This window comes from Micromonospora sp. A3M-1-15, from assembly GCF_024213425.1.
Classification (GTDB): domain Bacteria; phylum Actinomycetota; class Actinomycetes; order Mycobacteriales; family Micromonosporaceae; genus Micromonospora; species Micromonospora chersina.
The window spans coordinates 250,609-267,952 of the sequence record NZ_JANAVK010000008.1 but is presented as its reverse complement, the minus strand read 5'-3'; the positions used below and the strand labels follow the sequence as shown (position 1 = coordinate 267,952).

Sequence of the window (17,344 nt, the reverse complement as noted above, 5' to 3'; positions counted from 1 at the left end):
AGCGCACGATGACGAACCCGCAGTCCCCCTGGCAGCCGCAGCCCGGAGCGCCGGGCGGCTGGCCGGCCCCGCCGCAGCACCCGTCGCCCCCGCCGGCACAGCCCGGGGCGCAGGTCCCGGCGCCGGCCCACGGCGGGCACCCGGGCTGGCCACCGGCCCCGCAGGCCGGACAGCCGGCGTACCCCGTGGCCGGTCAGCCGGCGTACCCGCCGCAGGGGTGGCCCGCGGCGGCACCGCCCCCGCCGGCGGCGCCCGGGCGGCGCGGGCGCCTCGCGCTGCTGATCGCCGGCGGGCTGGTGGCCGTGCTGGCCGTCGGGGCCGGCACCGCCTGGGGCGTCTCCCGGCTGGTCGGCGGCGGCTCGGGTGGCGACGACGAGCTGACGACCGCCTGGGTGCTGGACTTCCCCGAGCGGCAGGACACCGGCCTGACCACCTACGACCAGCAGGACATGTTCGGCGCCTGGCTGGCCGGTGACACGGTGGTCCGGGCGCAGGGGGACGGGCTGCTCGCCTACCGGCTCTCCGACGGCGGGCAGGCGTGGGGCGCGCCCGCACCGGAGGGCACCTCGCTCTGCGTCGCGGCGCAGGAGGTGACCGAGGGCCGGGGCGCGGTGGCGGCCGGCTCCGACCGGTCCTGCGACACGGTGGCCGGCTTCGACGTGTCCACCGGCAAGCTGACCTGGCAGGCGAAGTTCCCGGCGCCGGCCCGCGAGGGCCGGGACGCGCTGGCCGCACCGGACCTCTCCGTCGCCGGCCAGCAGGTGATCGTCCGCTCCGGCGACACGATGATCGGGTTCTCCCTCGCCGACGGGAAGCAGTTGTGGCGCACCACCGGCGAGAAGCTGCTGCCCGGCCGGGACTGCGGGTTCAAGGACATGCGGGCCGCCGCCGACCTGGTCGTGGTCACCTACGGCTGCTCGATCGGCGGTGAGGTCGACGGCGTCGACCCGGCGACCGGCAAGGTGCGCTGGCGGCAGCGGCTGCCCGAGGCGAAGGTCACCGACGGCGTGCTGAGCGTGCGGCCGCTGATCAGCCTGCCCGGGCTGGGGCACGAGAGCTACACGGTGCGGGACCCGAGGAGCGGCCGGCAGACCGGCTCGTTCACCGACCCGGTCGACGGCACCGAACTCTGGGACGTGCCGCCCAACCGGTCCAACGCGATCGACGGCCCGGCCGTTTACCAGTTCCTGGCCGACGACGACACGCTCTACTACCCGACGTTCCCGAAGAACGTGCCGAACTCGGGCCGGTCGGCCAACCAGATCATCGCCATCGACCTGGCCACCGGGAAGCAGCGCTGGATCTCGTCCGGGCACAGCGCCAGCAAGGTCGAGCTGATCCACCGGGACGAGCAGGGCCTGCTGGCCTGGGAGACCGGCGACCGGCGGAAGCTGCCGCCGCGGCTGGTCCGTATCGACCCCGCCACCGGCAAGGTCAGCCCCGTGGCCAAGGGGCCGCTCTCGGCCGGGTTCGAGGGCGAGGAGGCCAAGGTCATGGAGCGGGACGGGGTCGTGGTGATCGTGCCCTGGAAGCACGTCGTGGCCGACCGGGCGATCACCGTGCTGCGCTGACTGAGGGGCGGCCCGAGTCGAACTCACTCAGGAGAGGGTCCACACGAGCCGATCCTTGGGGCCAGGTGGTGCATCATCGTGACGCCCTCCCAGACGCCACCTCGCCGCGCCATGGTTGCCGGCGGGGTCACCGATTCTGAACGATCCCCTTCCGGTACGGCCCCCAGGCCACGAACCGCTCGAACAGCTCACGCGGGGTCGGCCCGTCGTGCGGGTTCAGCCGGAACAGGTCGTGGGTGGCCTCGTGGTAGAGCCCGGACAGGTAGACGGCCAGGTCGATCGGGTGGTCGGCGTACTCGGCCTTGAGCAGCAGCCGGGCCTGGGCGCACGGCCACGGCAGCCCGCAGGCCCGGCACAGCCACAGCGGCCGGAGCGGCAGGTGCGCCGGCTGGTCCGGCGGGTAGGCGCGCGGCCGGTCGGGGTACGGCCCGAGGCGCGGCACGGGGAGGGTCATGGCGGGGTCCTTCTGCGCTTCTCCGGTACGAGGGCGGGGCCGCCCCGGCGATCGGGGGATTCGGGACGGCCCCGCAGCGGGCCGGACGGGAGGCGGCTCGCTGCGTGACAGTCTGCTGAGGACGCCACTACGCTCGGAAGTCGTCGAGGCGGTCCGTGGCGACCTTCCGTCGGCTTTTGCCGGCACACGGCGACGCCGGGGAGGCGTCGGGAAATCGGGGAGGAAGTGTGGAGAGCGAACCGACCGCGGAACTCATCCGGGCCCAACTCCGGCGGCTGCGGCTGAAGGCCGAACTGAGCCAGGAGGAGTTCGGGAAGCTGGTCCACTTCTCCGGATCGCAGGTGTCGGCGGTCGAGTTGGGCCAGCGACCGCTGGACCGGTTCTTCCTGAAACGGGCCGACGAGGTGCTCGGCACGGGTGGCCTGCTGACGTCGCTGCTCAAGCTGGCCGAACGCGACGGCCAGCCGAGCTGGTTCCGCCCCTGGCTGGAAGCGGAGCGCCAGGCGCAGCAGCTGCGCTGCTATCAACCGAGCCTCATCCCCGGCCTGCTCCAGACGGAGAACTATGCCCGCGCGCTGATTCGCTGCGACGACGCAATCAACGATGACGAGGTCGATCGAAGGTTGTCGGTGCGAATGGACCGACAAAACATCTTCCAACAGCCGAACCCGCCGAAGTTTGTCGCCGTGATTGAGGAGTCAGTCCTGCGGCGGGCAGACGAGGGCTTCCGAGGATTGATGGTGCAGCAACTCGACTACTTGGTCGAGTGCGCGGAGCAGCCCCACATCAGCGTGCATGTGATCCCGGCCGAAGTCAGCGTCCACGTCGGACTTGTCGGGCCCTTCGTCCTCGCACGTGGCGATGACGGCGGTTGGATCGGCCATCTGGAGACACAGCTCGGCGGGATGGTGGTCGATAGAGATGAGGATCTGGCTATCCTGCTGTCGAGGTGGGAGAGCGTCCGTAGCGAAGCTCTGCCGCACCGGCAGTCGATCGAGCTGGTGAAGGAAGTGATGACGTCATGGAGCTGATCGGCGCTGTCTGGCGCAAGTCCACCCGCAGCGGCACTCAGGGCGAATGCGTCGAGGTGGCCGACAACCTGCCCGGCGTGGTCGGCGTCCGGGACAGCAAGGACCCCACCGGCCCGGTCCTCACCTTCACCCCCGACACCTGGCGCGCCTTCATCACCCACGCCAAGGGCCGCTGACTCCTGGGCACGATGGTGATCTTGTAAGTCGGTTCCCCGACAAGGTGCCAAGAGAAATCGCTCTATGCTCACGCCCATGGGAGCGATCAAGCCGTGGCACCTGTTCGTCCTCGCCCTGTGCTGCCTGTTGCCCACGGCGGCGGCCGTCGCGGGCGGCGTGTGGGCGGCACGTCGCTCCCGCCGGCGGGGTTAGCGGGCCCGCGACAGAAGGCCGGGCCTGGTCCTCACCCCCGCTCCCGAGGACCGCGCGTCGCGGTGATCAGCACGGTGTGCTTGCGTACCCGGTAGGCGCCGTCAGCGTCGATGCGGGCCTGGACAAGGTCGTGGACCGCCGCTTCCTGCCCGGCGGTGAGGGGTTGCTCGGCCATGCTGGCGAGGTAGTCGAGGACCGGCGCCACGGTGGGGATCTCCAGGTCGCAGGGGTAGCGCTCGACCGTGACGTCGGTGAAGTACGCCGCCACCCGGGCGGGTGCGGTCTCGGCGGTGACATCGTTCTGGTGGAAGCCGATCACCAGGTCGGGCTGGCCGATGGCCGGGCCGACCGCGTTCAGTTCGGCGAGGTGGTCGCTGCCGTTGACGGCGGCGGCGAGCCGCCCGCCAGGGCGGAGCACCCGGGCGAACTCGCGCAGCGCGGCGGCCGGTTCGTCCAGGTGGTAGAGCATGTGGTTGGCGATGACGGTGTCGAAGCTGGCGTCGGCGAACGGCAGCCGGGTGGCGTCGCACCGCTCGACCCGGGCGCCGGGGACCTCCCGCAGCCGCGCGCACATCGCCGCCGAGAAGTCGCTCAGGGTGAGCCGCAGCCCCCGGCCGCGGTGGTCCACCTGGCTCCACAACCTGCCCGTGCCGGCGCCCACCTCGAGGACGTCCCCGGTCAGCGGTAGCCGCTCGTCGAGCCAGGCGAACCAGCCCTGCGGGTTCGTGCCGTGGTCGTGCAGCGCGATGCGGGCGGTGAGGTTGCCGGTGGTCGTCGCGTACTGGCTGACGGCCCGGGCCGACGGAGTGACGGTCATGACTGGGAGCCTAGGCCGACCGCCGCGGTTCAGAGGTACAGGCAGAACGGGTGGCCGGCCGGGTCGAGGTGGACGCGTACGTCGTCCTGGGGCTGGAAGTCCGCCACCGTGGCCCCCACGGACACCGCGTACGCCGACGCGGCGTCGAGGTCGTCCACCTTGATGTCGAGGTGCGCCATCATCTGCGGATCGCCCGGGCCGGCCGGCCAGACCGGACGCACGTAAGCCGGCTCGGTCTGGACGGCCAGTCCGGCACCGCCATCCCGCGCGGCCAGGACGACCCAGTCCGGCTCGTCCTCGTCCCGGGACCATCCGAGCAGCCGTTCGTAGAACCCGGCCAGCTCCCGCGCGTCGGGCGCGTCCAGCACGGTCGTCGTCAACGTCATCCGCGGCCTCTCATCCATGTCCTTCTCCTACCCCACACGGCGGCGTCCTCCACCCCGGACAGTGGCGAATCCGATCGCCTGCCGGGCCCGACCGCCGTACGCTGCGGCAATGCTGCTGCGCATGTCGACCCTGCTGCTCCGGACCCTGCGCGAGGACCCGGCCGACGCCGAGGTGCCGAGCCACCGGCTCCTGCTCCGCGCCGGCTACGTACGCCGCGCCGCGCCGGGCGGCTACACCTGGCTGCCGCTCGGCAAGCTGGTGCTGGACCGGGTGACCGAGATCGTCCGCGCCGAGATGGCGGCGATCGGCGACCAGGAGGTGCACTTCCCGGCGCTGCTGCCGGCCGAGCCGTACCGGGCGAGTGGGCGGTGGGCGGAGTACGGCGACGACATCTTCACCCTCGAAGACCGGAAGGGCGCCGAGCACCTGCTCGCCCCGACCCACGAGGAGATGGCCGCGCTGCTGGTGAAGGACCTGTTCAGCTCGTACCGGGACTTCCCGGTGACGCTCTTCCAGATCCAGACGAAGTTCCGGGACGAGGCACGGCCCCGGGCCGGGCTGCTGCGCGGGCGCGAGTTCCTCATGAAGGACGCCTACTCCTTCGACCTGGACGAGGCGGGGCTCCAGGCCGCCTACGACCGGCACCGCGACGCGTACCAGCGGATCTTCACCCGGCTCGGGCTGGACTTCACCGTGGTGCACGCGATGTCCGGGGCGATGGGCGGCTCGGCGTCGGAGGAATTCCTGGCCGCCACGCCGGTCGGCGAGGACACCTACGTCGGCTGCACCACCTGCGACTACGCCGCCAACACGGAGGCCGTGGTGACCCGCGCGCCGGTGGCCGGCGACCCCGAGGCCCATCCGGCCGTGGAGGTGCACGACACCCCGGAGACGCCGACCATCGCGTCCCTGGTCGACCTGGCCAACGCCCGCGCGCTCGCCGGCCGGACCGGCTGGACCGCCGCCGACACCTTGAAGAACGTGGTGCTGGCCGTGCGCCGGCCCGGCGCCGAGCAGGCGGAGCTGCTCGTGATCGGCCTGCCGGGGGACCGCGAGGTGGACCTGAAGCGGGTCGAGGCGGCGCTGCACCCGGCCACCGTGGCGATCTTCGAGGACTGGGCGGCGCATCCGGAGCTGGTCCGCGGCTACCTCGGGCCGCAGATCCTGGCGAAGCACGGGGTCCGCTACCTGGTCGACCCCCGGGTGGTCACCGGCACCGCGTGGTTGACCGGGGCGAATGAGCCGGGCCGGCACGCCACCGATGTGGTGTGCGGGCGGGACTTCGTGCCGGACGGCACCATCGAGGCGGCCGAGGTGCGTCCGGGCGACCCCTGCCCCGCCTGCGGCGACGGCGAGCTGACCATGCGGCGGGGCATCGAGGTGGGGCACATATTCCAGCTCGGCCGCCGGTTCACCGACGCCTTCGCGGTCGATGTGCTCGGCCCGGAGGGCAAGCCGGTCCGCCCGACCATGGGCTGCTACGGCATCGGCGTCTCACGCGCCGTCGCGTCGGTGGCCGAGCAGCACCACGACGACCGGGGGCTGGTGTGGCCGGCCGAGGTCGCGCCGTGCGACGTACACCTCGTGGCGGCCGGAAAGGGTCCGCAGCTCGACGCGGCGCTGGAACTCGGCGGGTGCCTCTCCGCGGCGGGCCTGCGGGTGCTTGTCGACGACCGCACCCACGTCTCCGCCGGGGTGAAGTTCACCGACGCCGAGCTGATCGGCATCCCGCGCGCCGTCGTGGTCGGCCGCCGGCTGACCGAGGGGTATGTCGAGCTGCGCGACCGGGCCTCCGGCGAGCGGATCGAGCTGCCGGTGGACGGCCTCGTCGAGCGCCTGCTCGACGAGGCACGCGGGACGCGCCGCGACGGGGTGTAGCGGACGCGCCACGGGGTACCGCAGTCGGATCGATCGAGGTGTTTCGGAGGCTCTCATGTACCGGGTCAGTGACGTGATGACCAAGCAGGTGGTCTACCTGCCCGCGGAGACTCCCCTGGACGAGGCGGCCAGGGTGATGAAGGAGTCCGACATCGGCGACGTGGTGGTCACCGACGGGGCCACCCTCGCCGGCATGCTGACCGACCGCGACATCGTGGTCCGGGCGGTGGCCGAGCGGGCCGACCCGACGAGCACCACGATCGGTTCGATCATCACCCGCGAGGTGGTGATGATCGAGCAGCACTGCACCGCGGGCGAGGCGGCCGCGCTGATGCGCGAGCGCAACATCCGGCGGGTGCTGGTCTGCGACAACGAGCGCAAGCTGGTGGGCATCGTCTCCCTTGGCGACCTCGCCATGCAGCTCGACCCGAACTCCGCGCTGAGCGACATCAGCGAGGCCGCCCCGAACCTGTGATCCGCCCGACCCGGTGCCCTCCCGGCCGACCCCGGAGGGCGCCGGGTCGTCCGGCGGTAGCCTGGCGGTCATGTCCGAGATGCCGACCAAGCTGGCCGAGATCGTCGACGAGTTCGCCGCCGCCCCACGCGACCTCGTGCTGGAGATGCTGCTGGAGTTCTCCGACGTGATCCCGCCGCTGCCCGAGGGCGTGGACCGGGAGGACCTGGAGCAGGTCCCGGAGTGCCAGACCGCGTTCTTCCTGCGCGCCGAGGTCAACCCGGACAAGACGGTGAGCACGATCTTCGACTGCCCGCCGGAGGCGCCGACCACCCGGGCGTTCGCCGGCATCCTCGCCGAGGGGCTGGCCGGGGCCAGCGCCGAGGAGGTGCTGGCCGTGCCGGACGACCTCTACCAGCGGATGGGCCTGGCGCAGGCGATCAGCCCGCTGCGGGTGCGCGGCGGCACGGCCATCCTGGCCCGGCTGAAGCGCCAGGTCCGGGAACAGATCTCCTGATCGACGGGTTGTCGCTGGTCATGGAGATCGAGATCTACGCCGACGTGGTCTGTCCCTGGTGCTGGATCGGCAAGCGCCGCCTGGAGCAGGCCCTCGCGGGCTACGACGGCGAGGTGACCGTCCGGTTCCGGCCGTTCCAGCTCGACCCGACGCCGGTGACCGAGCCGAAGCCGCTCATCGAGGCGCTGGGCGCGAAGTTCGGCGGCCGCGACAAGGCCGAGGGCATGGCCGCCCACGTCACCCAGGTCGCCAAGGGCGCCGGGATCGACATGCGCTTCGACCGCGCGGTGGCCGCGAACACCTTCGAGGCGCACCGGCTGGTCCGGTTGGCCACCGAGCGGGGCCGGGCCGCCGAACTGGTCGAGCGGCTCTACCGGGCGCACTTCCAGGACGGAATCGACGTCGGGTCGACCGACGCGCTGGTCAAGCTCGCCGGCGAGGTGGGCCTGGACGAGGCCGAGGCCCGGGAGTACCTGGAGTCGAACCTCGGCCGCCGGGAGGTGGCCGCGGACCTGAGCGCCGCGCACCAGCTCGGCGTCTCCAGCGTGCCGACCTTCGTGCTGGCCGGGAAGTACGCCGTGACCGGCGCCCAGGAGCCGGAGACCCTGCTCGCCGCCCTGCACGAGGTGGCGCAGCGCGAGGCCGCCGCGTGATGTTTCACGTGGAACAAGATCGATGCGAGTGACGACCTAGGCCGGTCGGGCCAGGTCCTCCACGACCGTTGCCCCGGGCAGGGCGCCCAGCGCCGGCCCGGGCAACGCGATCTTGCTGTGCCGCACGCCGGATCCGATGATCACGTGCGGCATGGCGATCACCCGCGAGTCGACCAGGATCGGCCAGTCCTCGGGGAGCCCGATCGGGGTGATCCCGCCGTACTCCATCCCGGTCAGCTCGACCGCGTCGGCCATCGGCGCGAAGCTCGCCTTGCGCACGTCGAGCATCCGGCGAACCACGCCGTTCACGTCGGCCCGGGTGGTGGCGAGCACCATGCAGGCGGCGTACCGGGTCTCGCCACCCCGCTTGCCGGCGACCACCACGCAGTTGGCCGACTCGTCCAGCCCCACCTCGTACGCCGCGCAGAACGCCGCCGTGTCGGCCAACTCGGCGTCGATCGGGGCGACCAGCACGTCGTCCACGTCCACCGGAGCCTCGTCCGGCCACCGCTCGATCGCCGCGGCGACCGGCGCCGCCAGCAGGTCCAGCCGGGTCCGGGCGGGCTCGGTCTTCAGCGTCCCCATCACGGCTGCGATCCTCGCACCCGCCGGGCGCCGCCGCTCGCCGACGTACCGACCGGCCCGCATGCCGGACGTCAGCTGCCGGTGAGGAAGGCGTTCTCGCGGGCGAACGTGCGGTCCTGGTGGGCCGCCAGCTCCTCGGCCCGCAACTGGTTGACGCGATGGGTCTCCACGTCCTCGATGCCGTGCCGGACCCCGAGCCGGATCACGCCGTAGAGGAAGACGAAGCCGAAGACGTACAGGATCACGGTGGTGACGAAGACCAGCATGCGGTCACGGTAGGGCGGCCCGGAACCGCAGAAGGTTTCATCTCCGGCCGGTTCCCCCGTACGTGTCGGCCAGGTGGTCGGCCCAGGTGCGGGTGCCGGTCGGGGTGGCGGTGGTGGTGAGCCCGCCGGCGCGCAACTCGCGGCCGAGCCGCCCCGGGATCCGGACCGGCAGTAGTGGGCGCCGCGATCCTCTGGCCGTGCGCCAGGCGCGGACCGCCTCGTCGTAGCGCAGCACCTCCGGGCCGCCGAACTCCTCGATCCGGCCCGTCGGGCCGGCGGCCAGCATCGCGGTGAGCCGGCCCGCCACCTCGCCGGGGTCGACCGGCTGGGCGAGCACCGCCCGGTCCCCGAGCACCGGGCCGAGCCGGCTCGCGGATCGCAGCAACTCCTCCAGGAACTCCGGGAACTGCGTCGCCCGCAGCACGCTCCACGGCACCGGCCCGGCCGCCACCACCTGCTCGGCCGCCAGCTTGTGCCGGTAGTAGCCGAGCGGCACGCGGTCGACGCCGACGATCGAGACGTACACGAGGTGGCCCACCCCGGCGCGCCCGGCGGCCAGCACCAGCCGGCGGGTGCCCAGCACGTCGATCTCGTGGGTGCGCCGGTCGGGTGAGGAGGCCAGGTGCAGCACCGCCTCGACCCCGTCGACCGCCGCGGCCAGCCCTTCACCGGTGGCCAGGTCGGCCGCCACCCACTCCGCGCCGGCGTCGCTCCGGGCCCGGCGGCTCACCCCGCGCACGGTGTGCCCCTCGTCGCGCAGCCGCGGCAGCGCCACCCGCCCGAGTCGTCCGGTCGCCCCGGTCACCAGCACCCGCATCGTCGCTCCTCTCCCGCGCCCCTCCACCCGACGGGACGGCGGACCGGATCGTGACGGCCGGCCCCCGTACCGCCGATCCTGCGTCCCCGGGCCGGCGTGGCGCGGGCGGATCCGGTGGTCAGGCGGTCGCGGCCGGCCGGCGCACCACACGCCCGGCGAGCAGGACGCCGAGCAGCCCGCAGGCGGCCGCCACGGCCAGGGTGGTCGCGTAGCTCGCCCGGCCGGGCGCCGACCCGGCGGCCAGCACGGCACCCGTCAGCGCCAGCACGGTGGCGGCGGAGAGCGAGTCGCCCAGTTGCAGCGCCGAGCTGTTCCGGCCCTGCTCGGCGGGGGCCGACAGGTCCAGGGTGAGCACCGACAGCGACGGGTAGAGCAGCCCCATGCCGAGCCCGGCGACCGCCCAGGCCAGCACCGCGAGCGCCACCGGCAGGGCCGGCAGGAGGGCCAGCGCCACGCCGGCCGTGCCGACGGCGATGCAGGTCAGCCCGGCCCGCGGCAGTGTGGCGGCCGAGCGCGGCGCGGCGATCCGGCCCTGGATCCAGGAGCCCGCCGACCAGGAGACCGCGCCGACCGTCAGCACCAGCCCGGCCGCCGTCGGCGAGAAACCCCGCTCCCGGGACAGCATCAGCGGGATCACCACCTCGGCCCCGGCGAACGCCGCCGAGGCCAGGCCACGCAGCCCGATCACGGTCGGCAGGCCGCGCGCGGCCCGCAGGAAGCCGGCCGGCAGCAGCCGCGGCGCGCAGACCAGCAGCCCGACCAGCGCCGCGCCGATCAGCCCGGCGGCGAGCGCGCCGCGCTGCTGCCCCCCGTAGTGCAGCAGTGCGGCGCTCGCCCCCGCCCCGCAGGCCCAGCCGATCCGCGCCAGCGCGCCGGTCGGCGGCCGGGTCGGGACGGTCGCCCCCAACGCCCGCAGCCCCGGCTGGATCAGCAGCACCGCCGGCACCGCGACCGCCGGCACCGCGAGGAACACCCAGCGCCAGCCCAGGTGCTCGACGATCAGCCCGGCCACGGCCGGACCCACCAGCGACGGGACCACCCAGGCGGCGGCGAATGCGGCGAACACCCGCCGCCGCAACTCCTCCGGGTACGCCTGCGCGACGATCACGTAGAGCGCCACGGAGAGCAGGCCGGAGCCGAAGCCCTGCACGACCCGCCCGACGACCAGTACCTCCATCGTGGGCGCGGCGCCCGCCACCACGAGGCCCGCCACGAACCACGCCACGCCGTGCCACATGGCCGGGCGGGGGCCGCGCGCGTCGCACCAGATGCCCGAGGCGACCATGGCCACCACCCCGGAGGCGAACGGGCCGCCGAAGGCGAGGGCGTAGAGGCCGAGCCCGTCCAGGGTCCGGGCGACCGTGGGCATCGCGGTGCCCACCGCCAGGGCCTCGAAGGCGAGCAGCGACACCAGGGCGACGCTGCCCACGGTCATCGCCCGTAGCCGCGGCGACCAGAGGTGTACGGGCGGGGCCGTCGGTGCGGCGGTGGCGGTCGACATGGGCTCAAGCCTCGGGCCTCAACCGGGGTTGAGGTCAACGGTGAGCCCCGTCTCGTCAGGCCGACTCCAGCGCCTCGCCCACACCCTTCACCAGGCCCGAGTAGTGCTGGTCGGCCAGGAGGTGCCCGGCGGTCACGACAAGGGCCAGCGGCCACTCGATCACCTGGAGCGCGGCCAGCACGCCCAGCCCCGCGTAGTAGGCCAGCTTGTCCGGCGGGGGCACCGCCACCTCGCCCAGCACCGGGATCTCCACCCGCCGGCAGTACGTCTTCATCATCTCCCGCGACCCGTTGAGGTTCCGTGTCAGCGTGCTCATGGGGCCTCCCGGTTCCGACGACGACATCGCTGTCCGAGCGGCATTCCACCGGCCTGCCCGTCCATGCCCCGGGCAGTGCGGAAACTTCCCCCGCCCGAGGGGCATAACGGACGGCGCGCCGGGAAGTCGGGCCGCCGGGACGAGGCCGCGGGAGGCGAGATGGCGTACGGCTACGACGACGGCGGGAGTACCGGGGAGCGGGGCCGGCAGCCCGGCCGTACGCCTCGATGACCTCGCTGGGCCGCGTCGCCGGCCTCCTCCTGTCGCCGGCCGCCGTGCCGGACGCCGTGGCCCGGGTCGCGCGCGGCGTCGCCACCGCCGTGCCGGACACCGCCCGTACCGTCGGATCCGCCCTGCCGGCCACGGCCCGGAACGCCGTGCCGGGCAGCGTGGCCGAGGCGGCGGGAAGCGTGGGCGCGGCGGCGACCCGGCTGGCCCGGATGGCCGGGCTGACCCGGCGCCGGGTCTGGTCCCGTGACGGCCGGCACCACATCGAGGTGCACGGCGTCTGCCAGGACGGCGGGGATCGGCTGGCCCGGCAGGTCGAGGCGGCGCTGGAGTCGCTGCCCGGGGTGGCCTGGGCCCGGGTCAACGCGCCGTCGGGCCGGGTGATCGTGGCGGTCGAGGAGCCGAAGCCGAAGCTGCGCGACCTGATCGCCACCGTGGCGCGGACCGAGCGGGTGTGCCCGCACGAGCCGGACCCGGAGGTCCCGCCGCCGCATCCGCCCGAGGAGGGGCCGCGCACACCCCGCGCCCTGGGCGCGCTGGCCTCCGACGCGCTCGGCCTGACCATCTCGGCGGCCACCCGGATCCTGCCGTTCACCCCGGTGCCCGGCGAGGTGGCGGGCCTTCTCGCCGCGGTCGACCTGCACCCGAAGCTGCACGCGCTCGCCGACCGGGGCCTGCGGGCCGACCCTCGCGCCGAACTGCTCTTCCCGCTCGCCGAGGCGGTGGTCCAGGGGCTCACGGGCGGCTGGGCGGGCATCGTGCTCGACGGCGCGCAGCGGGTCGTGCGGTGGGGCGAGGCGCAGGCCCAGCTCGCCGCCTGGACGAAGGCCGAGCCGCGGCTGACCGGCGACCCGGACCGGGCGGTCGCGCGGGTGCCGGACGGCGAGCGGCCCTGCCCGGTCCCGGACGGCCCGGCCGAGCGCTACGTGAGCCGGATGCTGGCCGCGGGTGCGGCGGCCGGGGCGGCCGCGGTGCCGGTCGCCGGCGGGAAGCGGGCCGCCGCGCTGGCCCTGTCGTCGCTGCCCAAGGCCCCGGGCAGCGGCCGCGAGGGGTACGCCGCCCAGCTCGGCCGGATGCTCGGTCGGCGCGGCGTGATCGCCATGGACCGCAGCGTGCTGCGCGAGCTGGACCGGATCGACACGGTGCTGCTGGACGCCGCGGTGCTCGGCTCCGACCGGGGCGTGCTGGCCGACCTGGCGCCGCTGGCCGGTACGGACACCGGTGAGGTGGCCGCCCGGTCGTTCGGCCTGTTCGACCCGGCCGCCCCGGACGCGGTCCGGAACGCCGAGGGCTGGCGGCTCGGTCCGCTGGACCGGATGGACGTGACGGACCCGGGGGACACCCCGGACAGCGCGAGGCTGCGCGCGGAGGGCGGCCGGCTGCTCGGGCTGGCCGAGGGCGGGCGGCTCGCCGCCGTGCTGCGGGTCGAGCCGGAGCCCGTACCGGGGGTGGACGCCCTGGCGACCGCCGCCCGCCACGCCGGCCTGCGGCTCGTGGTCGCCGGGGACGAGGACGGCCGGTACGACTTCGCCGACGTCCTCGTGCCCGGCGGTCCCCGGCTCGCCGAATCGGTCCGCGACCTGCAACGCGAGGGCGCGGTGGTGATGGTGGTCTCCGGTGACCGGGCCGCGCTCGGCGCCGCGGACTGCGGGCTGGGCGTCTCCGCCCCGGAGGACCTGCCGCCCTGGGGCGCGCACCTGCTGGTGGGCGACGACCTGCGGATTCCCGCGCTGCTCATCGACGCGACCGGGGTGGCCCGGCGGATGACCCGGCAGAACATCCGGATCTCGATGGCCGGCACCGGGCTGGGAGCGCTCGGCGCGTTCACGGCCGACCGGGAGCGGCTGCCCGGCCGGACCCTCGGCGCCGTGAACGGGGCCGCCGCCCTCGCCTTCGCGCACGGCGTCTGGCGGGCCCGGCGGCTGCCCGACCGGACCCGTACGCCGGCGCCCGCGCTCACCGCCTGGCACCTGATGCCGGTGGAGATCGTCCTCGACCAGCTCGGCACGCACGCCGGTGGGTTGACCGGCGAGGAGGCGGCCCGCCGCCGGCGTGCCGTCACCGGGGACGGGCACGGCCCACCCGGGTTGCTCCGCGCGTTCGTCGACGAGCTGTCGAACCCGCTCACCCCGGTGCTCGCCGCCGGGGCGGTCCTCTCCGCGACGTTCGGCTCGCTTGTCGACGCCGCGCTGGTCGGCGGGGTGGTGGGCGGCTCGGCGCTGATCGGCGCGGTGCACCAGCACAACACCGAGCGTTCGCTGGCCGAGCTGCTGTCCCGCTCGGCGGTGACCGCCCGGGTGCTGCGCGACGGCGCGGAGCAGGTGGTGGCCGCGGAGGATCTGGTGGCCGGCGACGTGGTCGCGGTGGGGCCCGGCGACGCCATCCCGGCCGACTGCCGGGTGCTGACCAGCGACGGGCTGGAGACCGACGAGTCGTCGCTGACCGGCGAGTCCCTGCCGGTGGGCAAGACCGCCGAGCCGGTGGTGGCCGCCGCGGTCGCCGAGCGCCACTCGATGCTCTACGAGGGCACCACGGTCGCCGCCGGCCACGGCACCGCCGTGGTGGTGGCCACCGGCCACGAGACCGAGGCGGGGCGGAGCCTCGCCCTGGCCCGGGAGGCGCCTCCGGCCAGCGGGGTGGAGACCCGGCTCGGGAAGCTGACCAGCGCCGCCGTGCCGCTGGCCGCCGGCTCGGCGATCGCGGTGGCCGGGGCGGGGCTGCTCCGGGGCGTACCCCTGGCGGAGACGGCCGCGACCGCCGCGAACCTGGCCGTGGCGTCGGTGCCGGAGGGGCTGCCGTTCCTGGTCAGCGCCGCGCAGCTGGCGGCGGCGCGGCGGCTGGCCGAGCACGGCGCGCTGGTCCGCAACCCGCGGACCATCGAGGCGCTGGGCCGGGTCGACGTGCTCTGCTTCGACAAGACCGGCACCCTCACCGAGGGGAAGCTGCTGCTGGCCGGGGTGGGCGGCGGCGACGACCGGTACGCACCGCCGGACCGGCTGGACGAGCCGCTGCGGCTGACCCTTGCCGCGGCGCTGCGGGCCACTCCCGCGGCGGCCGACCCGGACGAGCTGCCCCAGCAGACCGACCGTGCGGTACGCCGCGGCGCGGGCACGGCCGGCGTGCTGGAGTGGACCGGCGCACCGGACTGGACGGCGGTGGGCGGGCTGCCGTTCGAGCCGTCCCGGGGCTACCACGCCACGGTCGGCCGGACCGCCGACGGGCTGCTGCTCAGCGTGAAGGGCGCGCCCGAGTCGGTGCTGCCGCGCTGCGCGGCGCGGCGGACCGCCCAGGGCGACACGCCGCTGGATCCGGCCGGCCGGGACGCGCTGCACGCGATGCTCGCCGAACGGGCCGGGGCCGGGCACCGCATCCTGGCCGTGGCCGAGTGCCCGGTGGGTGCCGAGTCGGTGAGCGACGAGCAGGTCGACGGGCTGGTCTTCGTCGGCTTCCTGGCCCTCGCCGACGGGGTGCGGGAGAGCGCCGCGCCCGCGGTGCGGCGGATCCGGCAGGCCGGCGTGCACACCATCATGATCACCGGCGACCACCCGGCCACCGCCGAGGCGATCGCCGCCACCATCAGCCCCGACCACGGGGAGCAGCGGGTGGTCACCGCCACCGAGCTGGACCGGCTCGACGACGAGGCCCTGGCGGAACGGCTCATGGCCACCGACGTGGTGGCCCGCTGCACCCCGGCGCACAAGGTGCGGATCATCCAGGCGCTGCAACGCCGGGGGCGGACCGTGGCGATGACCGGCGACGGCGCCAACGACGCCCCGGCGATCCGGCTCGCCGACGTGGGCATCGCTCTCGGCCAGCGCGGCACCCCGGCGGCCCGCGCCGCCGCGGACCTGGTGGTCACCGACGACCGGCTGGAGACCATCATCGCGACCCTCGTGGAGGGGCGGGCCATGTGGTCGTCGGTCCGCCACGCGCTGAGCATCCTGGTCGGCGGCAACCTCGGCGAGATCGCGTTCAGCGTGCTGACCGCCGCCAGCACCGGCCGGTCGGCGCTCACCGGCCGGCAACTGCTCCTGGTGAACCTGCTCACCGACCTGGTGCCCGCGCTGGCCATCGCGGTCCGCCCGCCCGCCTCCGACGGCGCCGACCACCTGCTGCGGGAGGGACCGGACACCTCGCTCGGTGAGACGCTGACCCGGGAGATCGCGCTCCGGGCCGGCGCCACCACGCTGGGCGCGACCGCCGGCTGGACGCTCGCCCGGTGGACCGGCCGGGAGCGCCGGGCGGGCACCGTCGCGCTCGCCTCGCTGGTCGGCACCCAGCTCGGGCAGACCGTGCTGGCCGGCGGCACCAGCCCCACCGTGCTGGCCTCCACGGCCGCGTCGATCGGCGTCCTGGTCGCCGTGGTGCAGACGCCCGGGGTCAGCCAGTTCTTCGGCTGCACCCCGCTCGGCCCGGTGGGCTGGACCATCGCCGCCGGCTCCGCGCTCGGCGCCACCTTCGCCAACGGCGCGCTGACCCGGCTTGTCGACCGCCTCCCACAGCGCGCCGCCGATTCGCATGGGAAAACCGTCCAGGGGCACGGCGAGGAGCATGACGCCTGAGGTCACCGTGCCGCTGACGCCCTGACGCGGCTCGCCGCCCTCCCCGGCGCGGGCCGGAGGGGCGGCGAACGGTCGGTGGCTACGGTCAGGAGCGCTCGGAGATCGCCTCGATGAGGTCACCCACCGGGCGTTCCGGCAGCGAACGGGCCACGTCGGCGACGGCCACGATGCCGACGAGGTCGTGCCCGTCGATCACCGGCAGCCGGCGTACCTTGTGCTGGCCCATGGTCCGCAGGATCTCGGCCGCGTCGTCGTCCGCGCCGATGGTCACGGCCTCGCCCTGGGCCAGCTCACCGGCGGTCACGGCGGCCGGGTCCTTGCCCTGGGCGAGCACCTTCACCACGATGTCGCGGTCGGTCACCATGCCCTTGAGGCGGTTGTCGTCGCCGCAGATGGGCAGCGAGCCCACCCCGAGCTCGGCCATCCGTCGGGCGGCGGTCCGGAGGTCGTCCTGCTCCCGGACACAGCTCACGTCGCTGGTCATGATCTCGCGTGCGGTCGGCATTGGCATGACACCTCACTTTCGGGGGGTTGTTACCCGTACCTCCTACCCCCGGCGGCCGGGGCCATGCCGCCGACATGGACGGCGGACCGGTGGGAACACGGCGGGTGGAGGTGATGGAGATGCCGTTCGTGCAGGTCGTCGAGTATCAGACGGACCGCCCCGACGAGGTGCGCCGGCTCAGCGAGGAGTGGACGCGCGAGCACCCGTCCCCCGGGCCCGCCCGGGTGACCTTCGCCGAGGACCGGGAGCGGCCCGGCCATTTCGTCATAGTCGCCGAGTTCGACAGCTACGAGCAGGCCATGGCCCACAGCGGCCGACCGCAGACAGGCGAGTACGCCGAGCGCATCCGCCAACTCGCCAGCGGCGAACCGCGGTTCCTCAACCTGGACGTGAGGCAGCAGCAGACGTGACCCGATCGGCCGGCCGGCAGCGG

At 74.6% G+C, this 17,344-nt stretch carries 18 protein-coding genes; 9 read left to right on the top strand and 9 right to left on the bottom strand.

What is annotated here, in order from left to right:
* The first annotated feature begins 8 nt into the window (after positions 1–8).
* Positions 9–1,571 carry a PQQ-binding-like beta-propeller repeat protein gene (locus tag NLX85_RS31540; RefSeq protein ID WP_305885076.1) on the top strand — a complete coding sequence of 521 codons (1,563 nt, stop codon included), beginning with the start codon at positions 9–11 and terminating at the stop codon, positions 1,569–1,571.
* A 127-nt stretch (positions 1,572–1,698) separates the two neighbouring features.
* Here NLX85_RS31540 and NLX85_RS31535 read toward each other — a convergent pair whose 3' ends face one another.
* Positions 1,699–2,025 (bottom strand): hypothetical protein, encoded by a 327-nt coding sequence (locus tag NLX85_RS31535; protein WP_254341346.1) that lies wholly within the window; start codon positions 2,023–2,025, stop codon positions 1,699–1,701.
* A gap of 227 nt (positions 2,026–2,252) precedes the next feature.
* Between NLX85_RS31535 and NLX85_RS31530 the strand changes: the two genes are divergently transcribed.
* Both NLX85_RS31530 and NLX85_RS31525 read left to right on the top strand, forming a co-directional pair.
* Entirely contained in the window at positions 2,253–3,056 is an 804-nt protein-coding gene (locus NLX85_RS31530) for a helix-turn-helix transcriptional regulator (RefSeq protein ID WP_254341344.1), read from the top strand.
* Positions 3,047–3,232 (top strand): DUF397 domain-containing protein, encoded by a 186-nt coding sequence (locus NLX85_RS31525; RefSeq protein WP_254341343.1) that lies wholly within the window; start codon positions 3,047–3,049, stop codon positions 3,230–3,232. Before NLX85_RS31530 ends, NLX85_RS31525 begins: the two co-directional genes overlap by 10 nt.
* 224 nt (positions 3,233–3,456) lie before the next feature.
* On the opposite strand, the gene NLX85_RS31520 is transcribed toward NLX85_RS31525, so the two are convergent.
* Together NLX85_RS31520 and NLX85_RS31515 are read right to left on the bottom strand one after the other, a co-directional pair.
* Positions 3,457–4,242 (bottom strand): class I SAM-dependent methyltransferase, encoded by a 786-nt coding sequence (locus NLX85_RS31520; RefSeq protein WP_254341341.1) that lies wholly within the window; start codon positions 4,240–4,242, stop codon positions 3,457–3,459.
* A 29-nt stretch (positions 4,243–4,271) separates the two neighbouring features.
* Positions 4,272–4,646, bottom strand: a complete 375-nt coding sequence (locus NLX85_RS31515) for a VOC family protein (protein WP_254341339.1) — start codon at positions 4,644–4,646, stop codon at positions 4,272–4,274.
* Positions 4,647–4,737: 91 nt separating this feature from the next.
* Here NLX85_RS31515 and NLX85_RS31510 point away from each other — a divergent pair, with 91 nt between their 5' ends.
* From NLX85_RS31510 to NLX85_RS31495, 4 genes are all read left to right on the top strand, one after another.
* On the top strand, positions 4,738–6,507 hold the full coding sequence (locus NLX85_RS31510; RefSeq protein ID WP_254341336.1) for a proline--tRNA ligase: 1,770 nt from the start codon (positions 4,738–4,740) through the stop codon (positions 6,505–6,507).
* Between the two features lie 55 nt (positions 6,508–6,562).
* Positions 6,563–6,982, top strand: a complete 420-nt coding sequence (locus NLX85_RS31505; RefSeq protein WP_212838907.1) for a CBS domain-containing protein — start codon at positions 6,563–6,565, stop codon at positions 6,980–6,982.
* Between the two features lie 70 nt (positions 6,983–7,052).
* Complete coding sequence (locus tag NLX85_RS31500; RefSeq protein WP_254341334.1) at positions 7,053–7,478, top strand: SufE family protein; 426 nt, start codon at positions 7,053–7,055, stop codon at positions 7,476–7,478.
* 20 nt (positions 7,479–7,498) lie between these two features.
* Positions 7,499–8,131 (top strand): DsbA family protein, encoded by a 633-nt coding sequence (locus tag NLX85_RS31495; RefSeq protein WP_254341332.1) that lies wholly within the window; start codon positions 7,499–7,501, stop codon positions 8,129–8,131.
* Positions 8,132–8,167: 36 nt separating this feature from the next.
* On the opposite strand, the gene NLX85_RS31490 is transcribed toward NLX85_RS31495, so the two are convergent.
* The 5 genes from NLX85_RS31490 to NLX85_RS31470 form a co-directional block, all read right to left on the bottom strand.
* Complete coding sequence (locus tag NLX85_RS31490) at positions 8,168–8,716, bottom strand: YbaK/EbsC family protein (RefSeq protein ID WP_212838969.1); 549 nt, start codon at positions 8,714–8,716, stop codon at positions 8,168–8,170.
* Between the two features lie 71 nt (positions 8,717–8,787).
* Positions 8,788–8,982 carry a hypothetical protein gene (locus NLX85_RS31485; protein ID WP_148429245.1) on the bottom strand — a complete coding sequence of 65 codons (195 nt, stop codon included), beginning with the start codon at positions 8,980–8,982 and terminating at the stop codon, positions 8,788–8,790.
* A 37-nt stretch (positions 8,983–9,019) separates the two neighbouring features.
* On the bottom strand, positions 9,020–9,799 hold the full coding sequence (locus NLX85_RS31480) for an SDR family oxidoreductase (protein WP_254341330.1): 780 nt from the start codon (positions 9,797–9,799) through the stop codon (positions 9,020–9,022).
* Between the two features lie 118 nt (positions 9,800–9,917).
* On the bottom strand, positions 9,918–11,300 hold the full coding sequence (locus NLX85_RS31475; protein WP_254341328.1) for an MFS transporter: 1,383 nt from the start codon (positions 11,298–11,300) through the stop codon (positions 9,918–9,920).
* A gap of 55 nt (positions 11,301–11,355) precedes the next feature.
* Entirely contained in the window at positions 11,356–11,616 is a 261-nt protein-coding gene (locus NLX85_RS31470) for a hypothetical protein (RefSeq protein ID WP_212838912.1), read from the bottom strand.
* A gap of 227 nt (positions 11,617–11,843) precedes the next feature.
* Here NLX85_RS31470 and NLX85_RS31465 point away from each other — a divergent pair, with 227 nt between their 5' ends.
* Complete coding sequence (locus NLX85_RS31465; protein ID WP_254341325.1) at positions 11,844–16,406, top strand: HAD-IC family P-type ATPase; 4,563 nt, start codon at positions 11,844–11,846, stop codon at positions 16,404–16,406.
* A gap of 85 nt (positions 16,407–16,491) precedes the next feature.
* Here NLX85_RS31465 and NLX85_RS31460 read toward each other — a convergent pair whose 3' ends face one another.
* Complete coding sequence (locus tag NLX85_RS31460) at positions 16,492–16,911, bottom strand: CBS domain-containing protein (RefSeq protein ID WP_254341323.1); 420 nt, start codon at positions 16,909–16,911, stop codon at positions 16,492–16,494.
* Between the two features lie 119 nt (positions 16,912–17,030).
* Here NLX85_RS31460 and NLX85_RS31455 point away from each other — a divergent pair, with 119 nt between their 5' ends.
* Entirely contained in the window at positions 17,031–17,321 is a 291-nt protein-coding gene (locus NLX85_RS31455; protein ID WP_254341311.1) for a hypothetical protein, read from the top strand.
* Positions 17,322–17,344 lie beyond the last annotated feature (23 nt).